We start from the raw sequence: 21,976 nt of genomic DNA, 5'->3' as shown, positions 1-21,976 counted from the left end.
GACCTGGACCGCACCCGAGGAGAATGCCGATGGAGCACGTGACCAGGAGGGGCCCGCTGGCCGGAGTCCGCGTGCTCGAACTGGCGGGGCTGGCCCCCGGGCCGTTCGCCGGGATGATGCTGGCCGACCACGGCGCCGAGGTGCTGCGCGTCGAGCGCGCGAGCGTCGTGGCAAGGGCCGGGGACAGGCCGCGCCCCGACGTGATGGACCGGGGCAAACGGACGGTCGGCCTGGACCTGAAGTCCCCCGAGGGGGTGGCCGCGTTCAAGGAGCTGGCCCGCCACGCCGACGTGGTCGTCGAGGTCTTCCGGCCCGGGGTCGCCGAGCGCCTCGGCATCGGCCCGGCCGACCTGCACGCGGTCAACCCGCGCCTGATCTACGGGCGGATGACCGGCTGGGGCCAGGACGGCCCGCTCGCGCCGACCGCCGGGCACGACATCGACTACATCGCCGTCTCCGGCGTGCTGTCGATGCTGGGCCGCGAGGGCGAGCGCCCCACCCCGCCGATCAACATCCTCGGCGACTTCGCCGGGGGTGGCCTCATGCTCGCGTACGGCGTGCTGCTGGCGCTGATCGAGCGGGAGCGGACCGGCGAGGGCCGGGTGATCGACGCCGCCATGGTGGACGGCGCGGCGACGCTGTTCGCGATGTTCCACCACGGCGTGCAGACCGGCGGCTGGGGCCCGCGCGGCACGAACCTGCTCGACACCGGCGCGCCGATGTACGACACCTACGAGACAGCCGACGGCCGGTACGTGGCCGTCGGGGCGCTGGAACCGCGGTTCTGGGCGGAGATGACCACCCTGATGGGCCTGGAGGACCTGCCCGACCGCGACGACAGGTCACAGTGGCCCGCCCTCCGCGAGCGGCTCGCCGAGGTGTTCCGGTCCAGGACCCGCGCGGAGTGGGAGGCGGTGTTCGACGGCTCCGACGCCTGCGTCTCCCCCGTGCTGGAGGGCGGCGAGGCCGCGGACCACCCGCACAACAAGGCCAGGGGCCTGTTCGTCGAGGTCGGCGGGGTCAGGCAGCCCGCGCCCGCGCCGCGCCTGCTCGGCGTGCCCGAACAGGACCTCTCCCCGTCCACCCGGCTGGCGGACCTGTCCTCCTGGGGACTGCCCGACGAGGCCGCGACGCGGCTGCGCGAGGCCGGGGTGCTGGCCTGATGGGCGGGGACACCGCGGGCGAAGGTCCCGCGAACACCGAGACGAAGGAGGGCACGGAAGGCATGGCAGGTTCGGAAAACGGGATCGAGGGCGGACCGGCGGGAATGGACGTCTTCGAGGCCCTCTACACGACCAGGGCGATGCGCAGGGTCAAGCCGGACCCGATCCCCGAGGAGGTCCAGCGGAGCATCCTGGACGCCGCGGTCCGCGCGCCCAGCGGCGGCAACGTGCAGAGCTGGCGTTTCCTGCTGGTCGACGACCTCGCGGTGAAGGAGAAGCTCGGCCCCCTCTACCGGGACGCGCTCGGGCGGCTCTTCGAGGGCCACTACAAGCCGATGCGGGAGAAGGCCGAGGCGGAGGGCGACACCCGGACGCTCAACGTCCTGAAGTCGGCCAAGCACCTGGCCGACCACTTCGAGGGGTATCCGCTGCTGCTGTTCGCGTTCGTCCGCAACGACCCGTCCGGCGGCTCGATCTTCCCGTCGGTGTGGAGCGCGCAGCTGGCCGCCCGCGCCCACGGGGTGGGCAGCGCGCTGACCAGCGTGCTCGGCATCTTCCACGCCGAGGAGACGCTGCGGGTCCTCGGCGTGCCCGAGGGCAAGGGCTGGACCCTGGCCTGCGCGGTCACCTTCGGCTACCCGACCGGCCGCTGGGGCGTCGCGCCCCGCCGCCCGGCGCACGAGGTGAGCTACCGCAACCGGTGGGGTCAGGACGTGGGCTTCGAGGTTCCCGAGCCCCTGTGGAAGCAGGAGGGCTGAGCCCCAGCGCCTTTCCCTCCCACGCTCAGAGGCGGCTGTCCCCCGAAGTTCGGGGGACAGCCGCCTCTGAGCGTTGACCACCTTCTCCGGGACACCGGCCCTGCCATAGCCGTACCTCTGTTCGTTGTAGGTGTTGATTCATATGTAGTAGATGTACTACATTTATTCACATGAGTACTGCATCACGCATTCGTATCCCATCCCCGCCATCGGCCACGTGGCTCTCCTGAGCGGGGAGGGTCGCCGAAATGTCAGCGGAGGACGTCTACAACCGGATCTCGGTGCTGAGAGCCGAGCGCGGGATCTCGCGCAAGGACCTGGCCGCCGCGCTGGGGGTCCACTACCAGACGATCGGCTATCTGGAGCGCGGCGAGTACAGCCCGAGCCTGTTCCTCGCCATGCGGATCGCCGAGCACTTCGAGGTGCCGCTGGAGGTCGTGTTCTCCCTCGAACCGTTCCCCCGGCTCGGCAGCGGCCGGGCCAGTTGACCCCCTCCCCGGCCGTGAGGCCGGGTTCTCCCCCCGGAGGTATTCGATGAACACGTGGAAGGAAGGCTGGCGTCAGACCCGTGTGGAGGCCATGCAGCGCGACTATCTGCCCGGCTGGTACGCCACCCGGGGCCGCAGGCGGCTGATCGCCTCGGCGGTGGTCGTCTCGCTGGCGCTCCTGTGGGCGGACGTCGCCGTCTCCTGGAACGGCGTGCCGGGTGACGGCGCCGACCTGACCGACTTCACGCTCCTGGCGCTCAGCATGGTCATCTACTTTCCCGCCGTCTCACTGCTCAACGTCGCGACCCGCGGCGTCGTCGAACTGGCCGAGCGCGACCTGGACGAGCGCCAGGTGGGCGAGCGCTTGCGGGCCGTCGCCATCGCCCACCGGGTCACGCTGGGCATCCTGGTCGCCGTCTTCGTAACGGCCATCGTGCTGGGCATGTCACAGGGCCGCGACTACTCCGTGCCGGGGGACGCGTTCCTCGCCCTGATACTCGCCCTGGGCCTGACGCACTTCGTGCTTCCGCTGGTCGTCTCCGGCTGGCGGCTGGCCGACCCGCCCGGTGACGACGCCTGAGCCCGCCCCCGTGGGCGGCCTGGCCGGGAGCGGCTCCCTCAGCGGCGGGAGGTCCGGTACGGCCACGGGGGCCGTACCGGGCCACCGGGCGGTCCCGCCCGGCGCGCCGGGAACGGTCCCGCTCAGCCCATCGAGGAGAACACCGCCGCGTAGACGTCGGCGCCCCCCGGGTGGTGCACCTCCAGGTCGGTGGTGAAGGACCTCGGCGGGGTGCCTCCCGACTCGGTGTGCTTCCACAGCTGCTGCCACGCCTCCAGCAGGACGCCCGGCATCGGCCCGCGGGCCTCGACCTTCAACGACTTCACGCCGGGCACCCGTACCGCCACCATGCCCTCGGGCAGCGCCGCGGCGCTGCGCACGGCGACCCCGACGATCTGGGTGTAGGCGCCGTGGTGGTCGCTCTCGTAGTCGGTGAGCACCGCGTAGATGTTCTCGTCGACCCGTCCCGGCACATGGGCGAAGGCCCCGGGGGATCCCGCCCGCGCCCAGAGCGCGCCGAGCCTTCCCCGGCCCGGCTCCATCTCGTCGGCGTTCGACGTCCGTACGGCATGGCCTACGACAAGCATCTCGGGCCGATCAACCACGATCACAATGCCTCCTCATGGCCATCCACTTATTCGCGCAAACCGGATCTTAGCCTCCGGCCCGACCTGCCCGGTCCTCTTCGAAGACCGGGAAAAGGGGAACGCTCATCTCTGGCAATTCACGGGATAAGGTGGATCAATGTGAAATTTCTTAATGAGATGGCACCGGCCTACGACCTGACCTACAGCGACGTTTTCATGGTCCCGTCGCTCTCCTCCGTCGGCTCGCGACTCGCCGTCGACCTCTCCAGCCGGGACGGCACCGGAACCACCATCCCCGTCGTGGTCGCCAACATGACGGCGGTGGCGGGACGGCGGATGGCCGAGACGGTCGCGCGGCGGGGCGGGATCACCGTGATCCCGCAGGACATCCCGATCGACGTGGTCGCCGACGTCGTCGACTGGGTCAAGAAACGCGACCTGGTCCACGACACGCCGCTCACGCTCACCCCGCACGACACCGTCGGCGAGGCGCTCAACCTGCTGCCCAAGCGGGCCCACGGCGCGATCATCATCGTCGACTGGGACAACCGCCCGACCGGCGTGGTCACCGAGAGCGACTGCTCCGGCGTGGACATGTACACCCAGCTCTCCCAGGTGATGTCCGACCACCTGCTCACGCTGCCCGCCGGGCTCGACCCGCGCGAGGCCTTCGACCGCCTCCACGGGGGCCGCCACCGGCTCGCCCCCGTCGTGGACGCGGACGGACGGCTGGTCGGCATCCTGACCAGGACGGGCGCGCTGCGCGCCACCCTGTACCGGCCCGCCGTCGACGACTCGGGCAGGCTCCGCGTCGCGGCGGCCGTCGGGGTCAACGGCGACGTGGCCGCCAAGGCCAAGGAGATCCTCGACGCCGGGGTGGACTGCCTGGTCGTCGACACCGCCCACGGCCACCAGGAGAAGATGATCAGCGCCCTGCGGGCGGTCCGCGCGCTCGGCCCGGACGTGCCCGTCGCGGCGGGCAACGTCGTCACCGCCGAGGGCGTGCGGGACCTCGTCGAGGCGGGGGCGGACATCCTGAAGGTCGGCGTCGGCCCCGGGGCCATGTGCACCACCCGGATGATGACCGGCGTGGGCCGCCCGCAGTTCTCCGCCGTGCTGGAGTGCTCCGCCGAGGCCCGCAGGCTGGGCCGCCACGTGTGGGCCGACGGCGGTGTCCGCCATCCCCGCGACGTGGCCCTGGCCCTGGCCGCGGGCGCGTCCAACGTGATGATCGGCTCGTGGTTCGCGGGCACCTACGAGTCGCCCGGCGACACCCGCACCTCCGCCGACGGGCGCAAGTACAAGGAGAACTTCGGCATGGCCTCGGCCCGCGCGGTACGGCTGCGCACGGCCGAGGACTCCCCCTTCGACCGGGCGCGCAAGGCGTTGTTCGAGGAGGGGATCTCCACCTCCAGGATGTACCTCGATCCGGTCATGCCCAGCGTCGAGGACCAGATCGACGCCATCGTGGCCGGTCTGCGCTCCTCCTGCACCTACGCGGGCGCCGCCACCCTGGAGGAGTTCCACGAGCGCGCGGTGGTCGGCGTGCAGAGCACGTCCGGCTACACCGAGGGGATGCCGCTCCACCAGAGCTGGTGATCCACCCGTGGGAGCGCGGCGCCGCCGTGCGCGTGGCGCCCGCTCTCGCCGGTCACCGCCCGAAGGTCCGCGGCCTCCGGTCGTCGGGGTCGGCGCGGGTGCCGGACGTGCGGCGCTCCTCCAGCCACAGCGGCCTGCTCCGGTAGCGGGTGAGGCCGTACACCGCGGCGAAGGCCGCGAGCACCAGCAGTACCTCCACCATCACGATGCACGCGATCATTTCCGGTTCCTTCGTGACCTTGGCACCAGTACCTCCCTTCACCCACATCTCCCAGGAACCCTAACGGTAAGCCCTTACCGATGTCCAAATTGTCCGGGTTTCTTTCCCAATTCATGGCGTTGGCCGTTTGCGGTTCCCCGGTCGTCACCCGCGGCGAGATCCCCCGCGAGGACGCGCATCCTCCTACGCCCACGGGGTAGTCGGCCCGTCGAGCCATCTCCCACCCCCGAAAGGCGAGCGGAAATGAATGGAACGCCCACCGGCCTGGACACGCAGGTCGTCGTGGACCGGAGGGTCCTGGCAGGCTACGACAACTACCTCGCGGCGCAGCGAACCGTGGACGGGCTCTCCGACGCGGGATTTCCCGTCGAGAACGTGGCGATCGTCGGCAGTGACCTGAGACTTGAGGAGACCGTCACCGGCAGGATGACCAACGGGCGGGCCGCGCTCACCGGAGCCGGGAGCGGCGCGGCCTTCGGCGTCGTGGTGGGCATGTTCCTCGGCCTGTTCACCTCGACCACGATGTCGTTCTTCGTGCTCGTGCTCTGGGCGGCCCTGTGGGGTGCCGTGATGGGCGCCGCGTTCGGGTTCATCAACCACGTGTTCACCGGCGGCAAGCGGGACTTCGCCTCGCGCAGCGCGATCGTCGCCGGCCGCTATGACGTGCTGGTCGCGGCCTCGCACATGGACCACGCGCGGGCCGTCCTGGAGTCGACCCCCGGCCCGGCAGACACCATGGTGGTCGAGGTTCCCCCGTCCGCCGGCCTCTACGACCCGGCCGCCGCGGGTGCCACCGCCCCCCGCAACCCCGTCCCCTCCCAGACGCTCGCCACCGACGTCCCCCCGCAGCCGACCGCCCCCGACATCTCGGGCCGTCCGGTCACCTCCGACCTTCCCCCGCAGCCGGTCACCCCGGATCTCACCCCGCGACCGGCCGCCTCCGGCCTTCCCGCGCACACGGACGCCCCGGCCGGGCACGTCACCGAGGACACTCCGGCCCCGGCCGTGTCGTCGGGGTCACCGGGGTCATCGGGGTCATCGGGCACCTCGCCGAGCGTCTCGCGGGACACCGAGGAGAGCCCCGTCCCGGCGCGGCCCGGCACCGCCGAGCACCAGATCCCCGTTCAGCCGGTCTCTCCCGACCGCTCCACCGCCTCGGCCGCCAAGGAGCGGCCCGGTTCCTGAAGCAGCGGAAAAACCCGGCGGACGCCCCCAGGTCAGGGGGCGCCCGCCGGGTCGCGGTCGAGGAACGGTCAGCCCTTGACGCTGCCGGCCAGCAAACCCCGGACGAAGTAGCGCTGCATCGACAGGAAGACGATCAGCGGGATGACCAGCGAGACGAACGCTCCCGAGGTCAGGCGTTGCCACTCGTTACCCTTGGTTCCGGCCATCTGCGCCAGCCGTACCGTCATCGGGGCGCTCTCCGGGGTGCCTCCGGCGAAGATCAGGGCCACCAGCAGGTCGTTCCAGACCCAGAGGAACTGGAAGATCGCGAAGGTGGCGAGCGCGGGTCCGACCAGGGGGAGGACGATCGTGCGCAGGACCTTCCCGTGGCTGGCCCCGTCGACCCTCGCCGCCTCCATCAGCTCGCCGGGAAGCTCGGACATGAAGTTGTGCAGCAGGAAGACGCCCAGCGGCAGCGCGAAGCAGGTGTGCGCGAACCAGACCTGGATGAACCGGGCCGGGCCCTCCAGGTCCCAGGCGGGCATCAGCTGGAGGCCGAAGACGGACACGCCCTCGGAGAAGAACGACAGCAGCGGCACGAGGGCCATCTGCAGCGGCACGATCTGCAGCGCGAAGATGCCGATGTAGATCCACTCCCGCCCGCGGAACGGCAGCCAGGCCAGCGCGTACGCGGCGAAGGTGGCCAGGGCGAGCGGGAAGAGCACCGACGGGATCGTGATGACGATCGAGTTGATCAGGAAGCTCATCATCTGGCCGGAGGACGAGGAGGTGCCGAACAGGACCTCCTGGTAGTTCTCCAGCGTGAGCTCCGGGCTGGAGAAGAACGTCCACCAGCCGGTGGTCTTGATCTGGTCCTCCGGGCGCAGCGAGGAGAGCAGCAGGCCGAAGGTCGGTGTGGTCCACAGGACGGCGATGACGATCGCGACGGCGCTGGCGACCCGGCCGCTCAGCCTCCGCCGTACACGCTGCGGCGCGGTCGTCGTCTCGGGCCGCACCACGGTCTGGGTCAACGTGGCCATGTGGACTCCTTCGCCCGCCGCGCGCTCACGGCGCCGTGCGGGCCTGCTCGCCCGGTCACCTGACGGCCTCTCTGCGCTGGCGGATCTGGTAGATCACGATCGGGGTCACCAGGACGAACAGGAAGACCGCGAGGGCCGCGCCCTTGCCCGTCTCGCCGTACCGGAACGCCTGGTTGTACATCTCGTTGGCGATGACGCTGGTGTCGAACTGGCCGCCGGTCATGGTGCGGACGATGTCGAATAGCTTGAGCGTGCCGATCGACTGCGTGACCAGCACCACGATCACGGCCGGGCGGATCGACGGCAGCGTCACCTGGAAGAACATCTGCAGCGGGGTCGCCCCGTCCAGCTTGGCGGCCTCGACGATCTCGGCGGGGATTCCCTTGATGGCGGCGGAGAGCACCACGGTGGCGAACCCCGCCTGGATCCAGACCATGACCACGATCAGGAACAGCGTGTTGAGCGGCGCGTCCTGGAGCCACTGCTGCGGTTCGCCGCCGAAGGCGACCGTGATCTGGTTGAGCAGGCCGATCTGGTCCTGCTCCTCGGAGCGGTAGGCGTAGACGAAGCGCCAGATGATGCCCGCGCCGACGAAGGAGATCGCCATCGGCAGGAAGACCAGCGACTTGGCGAGCGACTCGAAGCGGGTGCGGTCGACCAGGACGGCGTAGACCAGCCCGATCGCGGTCACCAGCAGCGGCACGAGCAGCACCCAGACGAGGGTGTTGCGGAGAACGGTCACCGCCTCCGGCTGGGTGAACATCCAGGCGTAGTTGTCCAGGCCGACCCACTGCCGGCCGTCACCGCTCATGAACGACAGCAGGGTGGTCCGCACGGCCGGCACGACCAGGCCGATGGCGAGGAGCAGGAGGGCGGGCAGCAGCAGGATCGTGGCGTGGGTCCACGCGCGCCGCCGCATCGGAGCGCGGTCGACCAGCAGCAGGACCACCGCGACCACCACGAGGAACGCGGCGACGCCGATCAGCAGCTGGACGATTTTCGGCAGTTCGGCGGCGAAGTCGAAGTCCATCGGAGGATCTCCCGGAAGGATCGGGCCGGGCGGGCGACGGTCCGGCCCCGCGTCACCGCGGGGCCGGACCCACCGGTTCAGGTCAGGACTTGGGCCAGGAGGCTTCGATGTAGTCGAGGACCGTCTTGGTGTCCTTGCCGTTGATCCAGTCGGTCATGCCCTTCCAGAACGTGCCCGCGCCGACCGCGGCCGGCATCAGGTCGGAGCCGTCGAAGCGGAAGACCGTGCTCGGGTCCTGGAGCATCTCCATGGAGAGCTTGTCGATCGGGTTCTGGGCGTTGGCCGGGTCGACGCCCTTGCGCGCGGTGACGTAGGTCGCGAGCTTCATGCGGGTGGCGGGGAACTCCGCGCCGGCGAGGTAGGCCTGGACGGCCTGGACCTCGGGACGGTCGGTGAAGGCCGCCACGAACTCGCCCGCGCCGAGCACCGGCTTCTTGGCCGGGTCGTTGCCCGGCAGGTAGAAGGCGAACACGTCGCCGTCCTCGGCCACCTTGGTGCCCTCGGGCCAGAAGTTGGCGTAGAACGAAGCCTGGCGGTGCAGGGCGCACTTGCCCTCGGTGATCGGGACGCCGCCCTCCTGGAAGGCGGTGCTGGCGATCGACTTGACCGGGCCGTAGCCGCCGTTGACGAACTTCTCGTTCTTCAGGATCGCGCCGACCTTGTCGACCGCCGCGGTGACCTTGGGGTCGTTGAACGGGGTCTTGTGGCTCACCCAGTCGTCGTATCCCTCGGGACCGGCCTCCCTGAGCATGAGGTCCTCGATCCAGTCGGTGGCCGGCCAGCCGGTCGCGTCACCGGACTCGATGCCCGCGCACCACGGCTTGACGCCGCTGCCGGCGATCGTGTTGGTGAGCGTCATGAGCTCGTCCCAGGTCTTGGGGATTGCCCAGCCCTTCTCGGTGAACATCTTCGGGGAGTACCAGACGAAGGACTTCACGCTGGCGCCCAGCGGGGCGCCGTAGAAGACGCCGTCGACGGTGGAGTACTTGGCCCAGTCCTCCGACCAGCCCTCGCCGGTGAGCTTCTTGACCTCCTCGGAGGCCGGCTTGAGCTTGCCCGCCTTGGCGAAGCGCTCCAGGAGGCCCGGCTGGGGGAAGAAGGCGATGTCGGGGGGGTTGCCGCCGTCCGCGCGGACCTGGATCTGGGCCTCGAACTCGCCGGTGCCCTCGTAGGTGATCTTCATTCCGACGCAGTCGGCGAAGGGCTTCCACGCCTGCTCGAAGAGGTCGGCCTCCGTGTCACGGATCGGCGAGTAGATGCTTACGGTCTTGCCCTCGTGCTTGCCGTACTGGCTGAAGGCGGCGCATTCGGGAGCGGCGCTGGCACCGCCGCCCGCCGACGGCGCGGGGTCCGATGATCCACAGGCGGTGACGACCAACGCCAGCCCGATGGTGCCCGCCGCGAGGGCGGTGCGCCGAGGCCGAGAGAGGAGCGACATGGAACCTTCCTCCATATACACAATTGCCGGGGAGTGTGAGAGCGCTCTCTGGAAGAATTGTCTGCCCACAACGCGATGTCAAGAACTGTGATATTACGGTTACGGTCTCAATTTTCTTGACACAATCTGTGCGATACCGTGATGCTCCAGAGAGCGCTCTCACGTGACAGCCGAACAGAATGGGGCGGTGAGGACATGACCATGTCCGCCGAAAAGTCCTACGACCTTCAGGACTCCGGCGTGCTGAGGTTTCCCGAGGGCTTCGTCTGGGGCGCCGCCACCGCGGCCTACCAGATCGAGGGCGCCGCCCGGGATGACGGCAGGGGCCCTTCCATATGGGACACCTTCTCCCGGACCCCCGGCAAGGTCCACGCGGGCCACACCGGAGACGTCGCGTGCGACCACTACCACCGCTATCCCGAGGACGTCGCGGTCATGCGCGACCTCGGCCTGCACTCCTACCGCTTCTCCGTCTCCTGGCCGCGCGTGCAGCCCGACGGGTCCGGCCCGGTCAACCCGCGCGGCCTCGACTTCTACGACCGCCTCGTCGACGAGCTCCTCGGAAACGGCATCACGCCCATCGTGACGCTCTACCACTGGGACCTGCCGCAGACCCTGGAGGACCGCGGCGGCTGGACCAACCGGGAGGTCGCGGCGCACTTCGCCGACTACGCCGCGATCACGCACGGCAGGCTGGGCGACCGCGTCGAGACGTGGACCACCCTGAACGAGCCCTGGTGCTCGGCCTTCCTCGGCTACGCGTCGGGCATCCACGCCCCCGGGCTCGCCGATCCCGCGCTGGGCTTCGCCGCCGCCCACCACCTGCTGCTCGGCCACGGCCTCGCCGTCCAGGCGCTGCGCGCCTCCGGCGCCGCCACGGTCGGCGTCACGCTCAACCTCTCCCCCGTGATCGGCGACGACACCCCGGCCGCCGAGCTCGTCGACGGCCTGCAGAACCGGATCTTCCTGGACCCGCTGCTGCGCGGGGAGTATCCCGCCGACGTCGTCGAGCGGGCCCGCCGCTTCACCGACTGGTCCTTCGTCCACGACGGGGACCTGGAGATCATCAGCGAGCCGATCGACCTGCTGGGCGTGAACTACTACCACCCGCAGACCGTGACCGCCCGCGCCGGCGAGCCCGCCAACCCGGTCTACCCGGGCAGCGAGGGCATCGCCTTCGGCGGGGCCGACGCGCCGCAGACCGCGATGGGATGGCCGATCCAGCCGTTCGGCCTGACCGACCTGCTCCTGCGGCTCTCGCGCGACTATCCGGGCACCCCACTGATCATCACCGAGAACGGCGCCGCCTTCGACGACGTCGTCGAGGACGGCGAGGTGCACGACACCGGCCGTCTCTCCTACCTCGACGGGCACCTGCGCGCGGCGCACGCGGCCATCGAGGGCGGCGCCGACCTGCGCGGTTACCTCGTCTGGTCACTCCTGGACAACTTCGAGTGGGCCGAAGGGTACCGCAAGCGGTTCGGTGTCGTACATGTCGATTACGCGACACAACGCCGCACTCCCAAGGACAGCGCGCTGTGGTACAGCGAGGTCGTACGCCGGAACGGGCTGTGAGGGCCCGGCCAACCCTGGAGAAGGTGGCCGCCCGGGCCGGTGTGTCCCGGGCGACCGCCTCGCGCGTGGTCAACGGCTCCACGCGCGTGGCACCGCAAATCCGCGACGCGGTCAACCGCGCCGTGGAGGAGCTGGGCTACGTGCCCAACCAGGCCGCGCGGAGCCTGGTCACCCAGCGGGCCGACTCCATAGCACTCGTCTTCCCCGAACCGGCGACCCGCGTCTTCTCCGACGACCCCACCTTCGCCGGGATCATCCGCGGGGTCAGCATGGAGATCGAGGAGGCCGACAAGCAGCTCGTGCTGATGCTCACCGGCATGACGGGCGGCTACCAGCGGGTCGAGCGCTACGCCACCAACGGCCACGTCGACGGCGTGGTCATCGCGTCCATGCACGGCACCGACCCGCTGCCGGGCATCCTCGCCAGGCGCGGGGTTCCGGTGGTGTGCAGCGGCCGGCCGACCGTGCCCAGCAGCCTGCCGTACGTGGACATGGACAACGCGGGCGGCGCCGAGCGCGCGGTGCGGCACCTGATGGAACGGGGCAGGCGGCGCATCGCCACCATCGCGGGACCGCAGGACATGATCGCCGGGATCGACCGGCTCAACGGCTATCGCGCCGTGCTGCGCGACTCCGACCGCCGCTCCATCGTGGCGGTCGGCGACTTCACCCGCGAGTCGGGGACGTCGGCGATGCGGCAGCTGCTCGCCGACGACCCGGAGATCGACGCGGTGTTCGTGGCGAACGACATGATGGCGCTGGGCGCGCTGCCGGCCCTGCGCCAGGCGGGCCGCCGGGTTCCCGACGACGTCGCGGTGGTCGGCTTCGACGACATCCCGGCCGCGTCCTACACCGAGCCCCCGCTGAGCACGGTCAGGCAGCCGACCGTCGAGATGGGGCGGAGGCTCGCCCGCATGGTCCTCGACCTGGAGGAGAAGTCACAGGTGATGCTCCCCACCGAGCTGGTCGTCCGGGGGTCGACCGGGTCCTGAACACCGGCGGGACCCGGCCGGGAGGCTACGAGGACGCCCTGACGACCAGTTCCGTGGAGACGATCACCGGTTCGGCGAGGCCACCCTCGAAGAGGGAGAGCAGCAGGCGGACCATCGCCGCGGCCTGCTCGGCGTGCGGCGTGTGGATGGTCGTCAGCGGCGGGTCGGTGTAGCGGGCGGCCTCTATGTCGTCGTAGCCCACGATGGCGACCTCCTCGGGGATCCGCCGGCCCGCCTGGCGGAGCGCGTGCATCGCGCCGATCGCCATCAGGTCGTTCGCGGCGAAGACCGCGTCGATCTCCGGGTCGTCGGCGAGCAGCTGCCGCATCGCGATCGCCCCCGACTCTCGGGTGAAGTCGCCGACCGCGATGATCGAGCGGCGGTCGGAGTCGCGGAGCACCTCGCGGTACCCGGCCAGCCGGTCCTGCCCGCCGATCATGTCCAGCGGCCCGGCGATGGTGGCGATGCGCCGCCTGCCCCGCTCCAGCAGGTGCCGCACGGCCGCGGCGGCGCCGTCGACGTTGTCGTTGTCGACGTACGGCATCGCGACCGGCACGGCGGGCCTGCCGTAGGAGACGACCGGGACGCGCAGCCGGGTGAGCGCGACCGGCAGCGGGTCGGCGCCGTGGCTGGACACCAGCATGACGCCGTCGACGTGGCCGCCGGCGATGTAGTGCTCCACGCGGGCGTGGCTCTCCGGCGACCCGGCCAGCAGCAGCACGACCTGCTTGTTGACGGCCTCCAGCTCCAGGCTGGCCGAGCGGATGACGGTGGAGAACATCGGGTCGTCGGAGAACACCCGGTTCGGCGACTCGGAGACGACCAGGGCGACCGAGTTGGTCGTCTGGGTCACCAGGTTCCTCGCCGCCCCGTTGGGGACGTAGCCGAGCTCGTTCACCGCGCGCATGACCAGGTCCCGGATGTCGGCGGTGACCGTGGTCTGACCGTTCACCACCCGGGAGACGGTCGACCGGGAGACCCCGGCACGGGCGGCGACCGCCTCCAGGGTGGGTCGTCTCATGGTGTTCTTCCCCTATGGTCGGTTACAGTCCGTTGCGTGTGATGACATCGCGGTACCACAGCGCGCTGTCCTTGAGCAGGCGCCGCTGGGTGGCGAAGTCGACGTGCACGATCCCGAACCTGCGCCGGTACCCTTCGGCCCACTCGAAATTATCCAGCAGCGACCAGACCAGGTAACCACGCACGTCGGCCCCGTCGGCGATCGCGGCGTGCACGGCGCGCAGGTGACCGTCCAGATACTCGGTCCTGCGGACGTCGTGGACGCGGCCGTCCTCCACGACGTCGTCGAAGGCCGCGCCGTTCTCGGTGATGATCAGGCCGACCTCCGGATAGTCGTCGGAGAGCCGCACCAGCAGCCGGGAGAGCCCGTTCGGCACGATCGGCCAGCCCATCGCGGTGGCGGGCACGCCGTCCGCGGGGCAGAACCGGATGTCCTCGGTGCCCGGCCACGCCGCGTCGGCCGCCTCGCCGGGACCCGCCTCCACGACGCACGGGTTGTAGTAGTTGATGCCCACCAGGTCGATCGGCTGGTTGATGGTCGCCAGGTCGCCGTCCCAGATGTGGTCGACGCCGCCGTTGCGCCCGACGATGTCGAGGAACTCCGCGGGGTACTCCCCGCGCAGCGCCGGTTCGACGAACTGCCTGACCAGCAGGGTGTCGACCCGGTTGACCGCCTCCGCGTCCGCCTCCGAGATCTCGGCCCCGGGGTCGTCCACCTGCGCGGGGGTGATCACCGGTGACAGGTTCAGGACCAGCGAGATCTCCTCCGCTCCGCCCTCGCGGAGCGCGCGCGCCGCCATCCCGTGCCCCAGCAACAGGTGGTGGGCCGCGCGGAAGGCCGCCGCCGCGTCGGTCCTGCCGGGCGCGTGCACCCCGTTGCCGTAGCCGAGGAAGGCCGCCACCCACGGCTCGTTGAGGGTCGCCCAGTTGCGGACCCGGTCACCCAGCCGCGCGTGCACGGCCGCCGCGTACTCCTCGAAGCGGTGGGCGGTGTCGCGCTCGGGCCAGCCGCCCGCGTCCTCCAGCGTCTGCGGGAGGTCCCAGTGGTAGAGGGTGGCGTACGGCGTGATGCCCGCCTCCAGCAGCCGGTCCACCAGGCGGCTGTAGAAGTCGAGGCCGCGCGTGTTGACGGGTCCCTTGCCGTACGGCTGGACCCGGGGCCAGGCCACCGAGAAGCGGTAGGCGGCCAGGTTCAGCTCGGTCATCAGCCGGATGTCGTCGGCGTGGCGGAAGTAGTGGTCGCACGCCACGTCGCCGGTGTCACCCCCGACGACCTTTCCCGGTGTGCGAGAGAAGGTGTCCCAGATCGAGGGCTCGCGGCCGTCCTCCTTCACGGCTCCCTCGATCTGGTAGGACGCGGTGGCCGCGCCCCAGACGAAACCGGTGGGGAAGTCCGCACGCCCTTCCGTAAGGGTGGCCCCCCGAGTGCCGACGACGGTCATCCCTTCACCGCTCCCTGCATGATTCCTCCGATGATCTGTTTGCCGAGTAGAGCGAACACGATGACCAGTGGCAGCGTGCCGAGCGTGGTACCCGCCAGGCCGAGCACGTAGTCGTTGACGTATCCGCTGGCCAGTGTGGACAGGGCGACCTGGACCGTCGGATCCTCCGGGGTCAGGACGACCAGCGGCCAGAAGTAGTCGTTCCAGACCGACATGAAGGTGAGCATGCCGAGCACGGCCGCCGCCGGGCGGGCGGCCGGGAGCACGACATGCCAGAACAGGCCCCAGGTGGTGCAGCCGTCGACCCGCCCGGCTTCGAGCAGCTCGGTCGGCAGCGCCCGGGAGAGGTACTGCGTCATGAAGAACACGCCGAACGCGTTGACGAGCGCGGGCACGATCAGCGCGTACATGGTGCCGGTCCACTCCAGCTTCACCATCAGCATGTACAGCGGGATGATGCCGAGCTGGGTCGGCACCATCATCGTCGCCACGGTGAGCAGGAGCAGGGCGTTGCGGCCGCGGAAGCGCAGCTTGGCGAAGGCGAACCCGGCCAGCGTGGAGAAGAACATCACCGCGAGCGCGACGGAGCCGGAGACGATGACGGAGTTGAGCATCGCCAGCGCGAAGGGGACCGTGTCGAAGACGCGGGCGACGTTGGCGAAGAAGTTGCCGCCGGGGATGAGCGGCGGCGGCACGTCGGCCAGGGCCGCGTTGTCGCGGGAGGCGACCACGACGCTGTAGTAGAGCGGCAGCATGGAGAAGAACGCCACCGCGATCAGCGTGAGGTAGGTGAGCCTGCGGGCGGCGCCGCCGGAGCGCCGCCGGACCGCGGAGACGGTGGTGTGAGCGCTCACGTCAGCCCTCCCTTCCCGCGACGGGTGAGCAGATAGTTGATGCCCGCGACCACCACGATGAAGACGAACATCATCCAGGAGATGGCCGAGGCGTAGCCGAAGTCAAGCTTGGTGAAGTTCTCGTAGATGAACAGTGAGAGCGTCTGGTACTGCCGGTCCACCCCGCCGGTGATGATGTAGGAGCTGAACAGCAGCGGCTCGGCGAGGATCTGCATCGCGCCGATCGTCGAGGTGATGACGACGAAGATGATCGTGGGCTTGATCATCGGGATGGTGATCCTGCGGAGCTGGGTCATCCCGCTCGCGCCGTCGATGGTGGCCGCCTCGTACAGCTCGCGCGGTACGGCCTGCATCGCCGCGAGGAAGATCAGGGCGTTGTAGCCCGTCCACCTCCACATGATCATGGTGGAGATGGCGAAGTGGGAGCTGAGCACCCCCTCGTTCCAGGCGACGCCGTCCACGCCGACCAGCGAGAACACCCAGTTGATCATGCCGAAGTCGCGGCCGAACAGCTGGCTGAAGATGACCACCACCGCGACCACGCTGGTCACGTTGGGCAGCAGCAGCGTGATGCGGAAGAAGGTCTGCGCCCGCAGCGGCCGGTTGAGCAGGTGGGCGAGCCAGATGGCGAGCAGCAGCTGCGGCGCGGTCGACAGCACCCCGATGGACAGGGTGTTGAAGGTGGCGTTCCAGAAGTAGTCGTCGGCGAGCAGCGTCCTGAAGTTCTCCAGGCCGACGAAGGTCTGCTCGTCCTGGAGCAGCGTCCACTCGTGCAGGCTCACCCAGGCGGTGTACGCGAGGGGGAACAGCCCGAACGCGGAGAACAGCAGGAAGAACGGGGCCACGTAGGCGTACGGCGAGCCCTTGACGTCGAGTTGGTGGATCAGGTGGCGGCGGAGGCGGGGAGGTCGCTTCGGCCTGTTCGGTGGGACCGCCGCCAGGCGATCGGGCGCGCGGGTGGCCATGGCAGCTCCTTTCGGCGATTCGTTGGACGGCGGGAGGCGTGCGGCCCGTCGCGGGAGGCACCCGGCCCGTCGCGCCGGGAACCGCACGGCTCGCCGGCACGGGGGGCGTGCCGTTCGCGGGGACCCGGGGCGGGCCCTCGCGGGGACGGGGGGCGTGCCCCTCGCGGGACGGCGGGAGGCACGGGCAGGTGGCCGACCGGTGCGAGACCAGCCGGCCGGGGGCGACTACTTGATCCTGCTGACGTCCTTGAGCGCCTGCGCCCAGGCCTCCTCGGCGTTCTGCTTGCCCTGGTCGACCCGCTGGAGACCGTTGCCGATCGCCTGCAGGACGTCACCGGCCTTGGGACCCACGGGCTGCGGCTTGAGCGCCTTGGCGGCGTCGGTGAAGATCTTGCCGATCGGCGCGTTGCCGAAGTACGGGTTGACGTAGTCCTTCACCGCCGGGTCGTCGTACAGGGCGGGCAGCGAGGGCAGCGCGCTGGCCTCCGTGAAGAGCTTGATCTGGCTCTCCTTGCTGGTCAGCAGGTCGATCAGCGCCGCGGCCTCCTTGGGGTGCTTGCCCTGCTTGGGCAGCATCAGGTGGGTACCGCCCTGGTTGCCGCCGCCGCCGGGCACCGCCGCGATGTCCCAGGTGCCCTCGCCGGGCTTCTGGTCCTTGATCGTGCCGGTCTTCCACGCGGGGCAGACCATGGTGGCGAAGGTGCCCTTGGCGATGCCGGTGTTCCACGGCGGCGAGAAGGCCGCGAGGTTGGCCGAGAGACCGTCGTTGATCATCTGCACGCCGGTGTCGAACGCCTTGCGCACGTCGGGGTTGGTGGCGGCGACGATGTTGTACTGGGCGTCGTAGAAGCCGATGGGGGCCTGCTCGACCATGGCGCGGAAGTGCTCGCCGGGGCCGTCGGTGAACTTGGCGCCCTCCACCTTGCCCGCGACGAACTTCTTGCCCGTCTCGATGTAGGCGTCCCACGTCGGCCAGAGGGCCCCGACCTCGTCGCGGTTGGTGGGCAGGCCGGCCTTCTTGAACAGGTCGGGTCGGTAGCACATGGCCAGGCCGCCGACGTCGGTGCCCAGGCCCAGGAGCGAGGAGCCGTCGTTGGAGACGCCCAGCTTCCACTTCCAGTCGAGGTACTCGCTCTCGCGCTTGTCGAGGCCGTATTCCTTGAGGTTGTAGAACTTGTCCGGCACCGGGGTGAAGGCGCCGATGTAACCGCCCTCCACGGCGACCACGTCCGCGGCGCCCGCGCCGGTGGTCAGCTGCGTGATGAGGTTGGTGTGGTGGTCGTTGAACTGCGCGCGGCGCTCCACGATCTCCACGTTGGGGTGGGTCTTCTTGAACTCCTCGTACAGCGGCGCGTAGTGGAAGTCGCTGAACAGCCCGACGGTCAGCTTGATCTTCTCGGCCGGCGCGGAGGCCGCTCCGCCGGTCCCGGTGGTCTCGGCGTCACCGCCGCCGCAGGCGGTCAGGCCCAGGGCCAGGGCGGAAACGGCGACCATCGGGGCGAGGAACCGCTGGCGTAACTTACGCATGGAACCCTCCTAGGGTCCTCATAAGTGATCATGGAGAGAGCGCTCCCTGAGCAGATTGATGCCAAGCGGGTTACGTGTCAACGGTCTCCCCCGCGCCGATCGGAGCCCGGCGATCAGCTTTTCACGGAGAGCGCTCTCCCGACTCTTTGAGCATCTCCGCAGGTCACAGAGGTTTTGAGGTTAAATTTTCTGGTGAATGGAGCGTTCCCACGACGAAAGGTCACATTAAGGTCGCGTTTCCGTCATGTTCCATGGCGCCGCGCCGAGCTCTTGACACTCCCCGCGGGGCGGGTCACCCTCTTTCTCAGAGAGCGCTCCCCAGCGACTCTCCGCATGCCTCCCCGCGCCGCCGGCACCCGCGGCGCCGATGACCGCCGCCCCCGCGCGGCGTGATCCCGGGTGACGCGTCTCGCCGCCCCCGTACGCGAGGCCCCCGGGAAGCTCCTCTCGGGAAGTTCCCGGGAAGTACGGCCCGCCTCCGAAGGACGACGCGGAGGCCGCCCCCGCCCCCATGGCTCTCGTGGCGGCGCCGGAACCCGTAGAGTCGTCCGGCCGGTCGGAAATCGGCCGGCGCGTATCCAACCAAGGAGAACCACGTGGCACTGGAGAAGCCGGAGATCGACTTTCCGGAAGGCGCCCCGCCCTCGGAGCTGGAGATCGTCGACGTCGTCGTAGGGGATGGCCCGGAGGCCAAGGCGGGGCACCAGGTCACCGTGCACTACGTCGGCGTGGCCTTCTCGACGGGCGAGGAGTTCGACGCGTCGTGGAACCGCGGCGACACCTTCCAGTTCCCGCTGGGCGGGGGCCGGGTCATCGCGGGCTGGGACCAGGGCGTCGCGGGCATGAAGGTCGGCGGCCGCCGCCGTCTCACCATCCCGCCGCACCTCGGCTACGGCAGCGCCGGCGCGGGCGCCCGCATCAAGCCGGGCGAGACGCTCATCTTCGTCGTGGACCTGCTCGGCGTGAGCTGACGCGACCTGCTCGGCGTGAGCTGACGCGGCCTGCTCGGCGTGAGCTCACGCCGGACCTGCTCGGCGTGAGCTGACGCCCCGGGGTGAGACGGCACGGGCGGGCGGGCCTTACCGGCGACGGGTGGCCCGCCCGGCATGTCCCGTCACATCCCCTATATCCGGCGATGTCCTCCGCGTGTCCCAACCGGCCTCAAGCGGGCGTTCATCTCGCGTTCAGGCGGGTTCTCGCCTCCCCGGAAACGCGACGACTCCGAAAAGCGGCGCCTCACCTCACCGAAATGCCGCGTGCAGCTCTTAAGCTGGCCATTGTGTTGTTGATCGACCTCGCGCGCACCTCGGCGGCCGTGACCGCCAGCTCCGCCCGGCTGGCGAAGACCGCCCACCTCGCGGAGCTGCTCGGCAGGATCGAGCCGGACGAGGCGGAGATCGCCATCGCCTACCTCTCCGGGGAGCTGCCGCAGCGCAACGTCGGCGTGGGCTGGACGAGCCTGAAGGATCCGCCGGAGCCCCGGCTCGCCGCCACCGCCACCCTGCGCGGGGTCCACGACCTCCTCGACCGGATCAAGGCCCTGGCCGGCCCCGGTTCGCAGGCCGCGCGCAAGGCGCTGGTCGCCGAGCTGTTCGGCGCCCTCACCCGCCAGGAACAGGTCTTCCTGTCGCGGCTGCTCCGGGGCGAGCTGCGCCAGGGCGCGCTGGAGGGAGTGATGATCGAGGCCGTGGCGAAGGCCGCCGGGGTGCCGGCCGCCGAGGTCAGGCGGGCGCTGACGCTGCGCGGCTGGCTTCCCGCCGTCGGCGCCGCCGCCCTGGGGGGCGGGGTCGAGGCGCTGCGCGCCTTCCACCTGGAGGTGGGCCACCCGGTGTCGCCGATGCTCGCCCAGAGCGCCACCTCCATGGCCGCCGCGTTCGGCAAGCTCGGCGGGCCGGTCGCCGTCGAGTGGAAGCTCGACGGCGTCAGGGTCCAGGCGCACCGCTCGGGCGACCGGGTCACCGTCTTCACCCGCGCCCTGGAGGACATCACCGCGCAGGTGCCCGAGCTGGTCGAGGCGGTGAGCGCCCTGCCCTCCCGCGACCTGGTCCTCGACGGCGAGGTCATCGCGCTGCGCGCCGACGGCCGTCCCGAGCCCTTCCAGGTCACCTCGGGCCGCGTGTCCAGCCGCACCGACGTGCCGCGCGCGAGGGAGAGGACGCCGCTGAGCGTCTTCTTCTTCGACGCGCTGCGGGTCGACGGCGCCGACCTGCTCGACCTGCCGGGCGAGGCGCGCCACGCGGCCCTGGCCGCCGCCGTACCCTCGGAGCTGGTCACCCCCCGCCTCGTCACCGGCGACGTCGCGGACGGCGAGGCGTTCTTCAAGGACGTGATCAGGAGCGGTCACGAGGGCGTGGTGGTCAAGTCACTCCTGACGCCCTACGCGGCCGGGCGGCGCGGCGCCGGCTGGATCAAGGTGAAGCCCCGGCACACGCTCGACCTCGTCGTCCTGGCCGCCGAATGGGGAAGCGGCCGCCGCGAGGGCAGGCTCTCCAACCTGCACCTGGGCGCCCGCGACCCGCTGACCGGCGGGTTCGTCATGCTCGGCAAGACCTTCAAGGGCCTCACCGACGAGCTGCTCGCCTGGCAGACCGAACGCTTCCTCGGCATCGCCGAGGGCCCCACCGACGGCTGGACGGTCACCGTCCGCCCCGAGACGGTCGTCGAGATCGCCTTCGACGGCGTGCAGCAGTCGAGCCGCTATCCCGGCGGCATGGCGCTGCGCTTCGCCAGGGTCATCCGCTACCGCACCGACAAGACGGCGGACCAGGCCGACACCGTCGACATGGTCCGCTCCCTCATGCTCTGACGCCCCGGCCGCCGGTTCCCTCCCGGGACGCCACGGATGTCATTTCACGAGACGCAGGGTGAGGGGATACCGGAAGTCGCCGTCGCCCGCCGCGGCCACGGCGCCGACCACGGACAGGACCACGCCGCCGATCCAGAGCAGGGGCGTCAGGACGAAGCCGATGAACGTGATCGCCAGCACGATGGTGGCCGCGAGCATCGTCAGCTGGAAGTTGAGCGCCTCCACCGAGTGAGCCCGGACGTAGGACGAGGTCCTGCCCGCGGTGAGCATCATGACCACCGGGCCGATGACGGGGAGGCCGACCAGCGGGAGCAGGTGGGACGCCATCGCGCCCAGCCGCTCGGCTCCGGTGTCACCCCGCCCGGCGGGGCGGACGTGATGACCCTGACCCATGACGGGCGGGTAGGACGCGAGACGGGCCGGATGCGTGCCGTACAGCTCGTTCATGATCGGGGTGAGGTCGCCGTGGACGCGGGCCGTCATCGCCCGCTCCAGCCTGTCGTCGAACTCGGCCTCGTCGAGCCTTCCCTCCGCGTAGGCGGCCTGGACGTGCTCGACCACCCGCTCACGATCCTGGTTGCTGACCCGAAGCCCCGCGTGGCCGGGCCGGGGACCTGTCGCCGGCACTCCCCCGTACCCCGGGCCCGCTGGTGTCGCTGTGCCTGCCATGAGACCGATACCCTTTCGTCGCCGCTTCGGCCTCAATGCTCGTCCAGATTGTCGGCCCCGTATATCAGGATGAACCCCCA

The 21,976-nt window shown here is 70.4% G+C and carries 21 protein-coding genes; 10 read left to right on the top strand and 11 right to left on the bottom strand.

Annotation, left to right across the window (positions count from 1 at the left end; all coding sequences use genetic code 11):
• The first annotated feature begins 29 nt into the window (after positions 1 to 29).
• From ACSC1Q_RS39630 to ACSC1Q_RS39615, 4 genes are all read left to right on the top strand, one after another.
• Positions 30 to 1,163 (top strand): CaiB/BaiF CoA transferase family protein, encoded by a 1,134-nt coding sequence (locus ACSC1Q_RS39630; protein ID WP_436763889.1) that lies wholly within the window; start codon positions 30 to 32, stop codon positions 1,161 to 1,163.
• A gap of 62 nt (positions 1,164 to 1,225) precedes the next feature.
• Positions 1,226 to 1,921, top strand: coding sequence for a nitroreductase family protein (locus ACSC1Q_RS39625; protein WP_436763888.1), 696 nt, complete (start codon positions 1,226 to 1,228; stop codon positions 1,919 to 1,921).
• 248 nt (positions 1,922 to 2,169) lie between these two features.
• Positions 2,170 to 2,409 carry a helix-turn-helix transcriptional regulator gene (locus tag ACSC1Q_RS39620; protein WP_436763887.1) on the top strand — a complete coding sequence of 80 codons (240 nt, stop codon included), beginning with the start codon at positions 2,170 to 2,172 and terminating at the stop codon, positions 2,407 to 2,409.
• Positions 2,410 to 2,455: 46 nt separating this feature from the next.
• A complete protein-coding gene (locus tag ACSC1Q_RS39615) occupies positions 2,456 to 2,989 on the top strand; it encodes a hypothetical protein (RefSeq protein ID WP_436763886.1) in 534 nt (177 codons plus the stop codon).
• A 122-nt stretch (positions 2,990 to 3,111) separates the two neighbouring features.
• On the opposite strand, the gene ACSC1Q_RS39610 is transcribed toward ACSC1Q_RS39615, so the two are convergent.
• The gene (locus tag ACSC1Q_RS39610) at positions 3,112 to 3,579 is read right to left on the bottom strand and encodes a GyrI-like domain-containing protein (protein ID WP_436763885.1); all 468 of its coding nucleotides are present in this window, start codon (positions 3,577 to 3,579) and stop codon (positions 3,112 to 3,114) included.
• Between the two features lie 135 nt (positions 3,580 to 3,714).
• On the opposite strand from ACSC1Q_RS39610, the gene ACSC1Q_RS39605 reads away from it, so the two are divergent.
• Positions 3,715 to 5,154, top strand: coding sequence for a GuaB1 family IMP dehydrogenase-related protein (locus ACSC1Q_RS39605; RefSeq protein ID WP_436763884.1), 1,440 nt, complete (start codon positions 3,715 to 3,717; stop codon positions 5,152 to 5,154).
• 52 nt (positions 5,155 to 5,206) lie between these two features.
• On the opposite strand, the gene ACSC1Q_RS39600 is transcribed toward ACSC1Q_RS39605, so the two are convergent.
• Positions 5,207 to 5,374, bottom strand: coding sequence for a hypothetical protein (locus ACSC1Q_RS39600; RefSeq protein ID WP_436763883.1), 168 nt, complete (start codon positions 5,372 to 5,374; stop codon positions 5,207 to 5,209).
• A gap of 243 nt (positions 5,375 to 5,617) precedes the next feature.
• On the opposite strand from ACSC1Q_RS39600, the gene ACSC1Q_RS39595 reads away from it, so the two are divergent.
• Complete coding sequence (locus ACSC1Q_RS39595) at positions 5,618 to 6,559, top strand: YflT domain-containing protein (RefSeq protein WP_436763882.1); 942 nt, start codon at positions 5,618 to 5,620, stop codon at positions 6,557 to 6,559.
• A gap of 68 nt (positions 6,560 to 6,627) precedes the next feature.
• On the opposite strand, the gene ACSC1Q_RS39590 is transcribed toward ACSC1Q_RS39595, so the two are convergent.
• From ACSC1Q_RS39590 to ACSC1Q_RS39580, 3 genes are all read right to left on the bottom strand, one after another.
• Positions 6,628 to 7,578 carry a carbohydrate ABC transporter permease gene (locus ACSC1Q_RS39590; protein ID WP_436763881.1) on the bottom strand — a complete coding sequence of 317 codons (951 nt, stop codon included), beginning with the start codon at positions 7,576 to 7,578 and terminating at the stop codon, positions 6,628 to 6,630.
• Positions 7,579 to 7,633: 55 nt separating this feature from the next.
• Positions 7,634 to 8,608 (bottom strand): carbohydrate ABC transporter permease, encoded by a 975-nt coding sequence (locus ACSC1Q_RS39585; protein WP_436763880.1) that lies wholly within the window; start codon positions 8,606 to 8,608, stop codon positions 7,634 to 7,636.
• 82 nt (positions 8,609 to 8,690) lie between these two features.
• Entirely contained in the window at positions 8,691 to 10,046 is a 1,356-nt protein-coding gene (locus tag ACSC1Q_RS39580) for an ABC transporter substrate-binding protein (RefSeq protein WP_436763879.1), read from the bottom strand.
• Between the two features lie 195 nt (positions 10,047 to 10,241).
• Here ACSC1Q_RS39580 and ACSC1Q_RS39575 point away from each other — a divergent pair, with 195 nt between their 5' ends.
• Together ACSC1Q_RS39575 and ACSC1Q_RS39570 are read left to right on the top strand one after the other, a co-directional pair.
• A complete protein-coding gene (locus tag ACSC1Q_RS39575; RefSeq protein ID WP_436763878.1) occupies positions 10,242 to 11,621 on the top strand; it encodes a GH1 family beta-glucosidase in 1,380 nt (459 codons plus the stop codon).
• Complete coding sequence (locus ACSC1Q_RS39570; RefSeq protein ID WP_350973735.1) at positions 11,618 to 12,613, top strand: LacI family DNA-binding transcriptional regulator; 996 nt, start codon at positions 11,618 to 11,620, stop codon at positions 12,611 to 12,613. Before ACSC1Q_RS39575 ends, ACSC1Q_RS39570 begins: the two co-directional genes overlap by 4 nt.
• A gap of 25 nt (positions 12,614 to 12,638) precedes the next feature.
• Here the strand turns inward: ACSC1Q_RS39570 and ACSC1Q_RS39565 are convergent, their stop codons facing one another.
• The 5 genes from ACSC1Q_RS39565 to ACSC1Q_RS39545 all read right to left on the bottom strand — a co-directional run bounded on the left by ACSC1Q_RS39565 (position 12,639) and on the right by ACSC1Q_RS39545 (position 18,421).
• Positions 12,639 to 13,634: a LacI family DNA-binding transcriptional regulator gene (locus ACSC1Q_RS39565; RefSeq protein WP_436763877.1), complete on the bottom strand. Its 996-nt coding sequence runs from the start codon at positions 13,632 to 13,634 to the stop codon at positions 12,639 to 12,641.
• 22 nt (positions 13,635 to 13,656) lie between these two features.
• Entirely contained in the window at positions 13,657 to 15,075 is a 1,419-nt protein-coding gene (locus tag ACSC1Q_RS39560) for a GH1 family beta-glucosidase (RefSeq protein WP_436763876.1), read from the bottom strand.
• Positions 15,072 to 15,929 (bottom strand): carbohydrate ABC transporter permease, encoded by an 858-nt coding sequence (locus tag ACSC1Q_RS39555; RefSeq protein WP_436763875.1) that lies wholly within the window; start codon positions 15,927 to 15,929, stop codon positions 15,072 to 15,074. Before ACSC1Q_RS39555 ends, ACSC1Q_RS39560 begins: the two co-directional genes overlap by 4 nt.
• Positions 15,926 to 16,894 carry a carbohydrate ABC transporter permease gene (locus ACSC1Q_RS39550; RefSeq protein WP_436763874.1) on the bottom strand — a complete coding sequence of 323 codons (969 nt, stop codon included), beginning with the start codon at positions 16,892 to 16,894 and terminating at the stop codon, positions 15,926 to 15,928. Before ACSC1Q_RS39550 ends, ACSC1Q_RS39555 begins: the two co-directional genes overlap by 4 nt.
• Before the next feature lie 225 nt (positions 16,895 to 17,119).
• Entirely contained in the window at positions 17,120 to 18,421 is a 1,302-nt protein-coding gene (locus ACSC1Q_RS39545; RefSeq protein ID WP_436763873.1) for an ABC transporter substrate-binding protein, read from the bottom strand.
• 596 nt (positions 18,422 to 19,017) lie between these two features.
• Here ACSC1Q_RS39545 and ACSC1Q_RS39540 point away from each other — a divergent pair.
• Together ACSC1Q_RS39540 and ACSC1Q_RS39535 are read left to right on the top strand one after the other, a co-directional pair.
• Positions 19,018 to 19,392: an FKBP-type peptidyl-prolyl cis-trans isomerase gene (locus ACSC1Q_RS39540; protein WP_436763872.1), complete on the top strand. Its 375-nt coding sequence runs from the start codon at positions 19,018 to 19,020 to the stop codon at positions 19,390 to 19,392.
• A 308-nt stretch (positions 19,393 to 19,700) separates the two neighbouring features.
• Positions 19,701 to 21,227: an ATP-dependent DNA ligase gene (locus tag ACSC1Q_RS39535; protein ID WP_436763871.1), complete on the top strand. Its 1,527-nt coding sequence runs from the start codon at positions 19,701 to 19,703 to the stop codon at positions 21,225 to 21,227.
• Positions 21,228 to 21,266: 39 nt separating this feature from the next.
• Here the strand turns inward: ACSC1Q_RS39535 and ACSC1Q_RS39530 are convergent, their stop codons facing one another.
• Positions 21,267 to 21,896 carry a DUF1707 and DUF4870 domain-containing protein gene (locus tag ACSC1Q_RS39530; protein WP_436763870.1) on the bottom strand — a complete coding sequence of 210 codons (630 nt, stop codon included), beginning with the start codon at positions 21,894 to 21,896 and terminating at the stop codon, positions 21,267 to 21,269.
• Between the last annotated feature and the right edge of the window lie 80 nt (positions 21,897 to 21,976).

The organism is Streptosporangium heterodermiicola (genome assembly GCF_051390675.1).
Taxonomy (GTDB): Bacteria; Actinomycetota; Actinomycetes; order Streptosporangiales; family Streptosporangiaceae; genus Streptosporangium.
The sequence above is the reverse complement of the archived record's forward strand: the minus strand, read 5'-3'. Positions and strand labels throughout refer to the sequence as shown.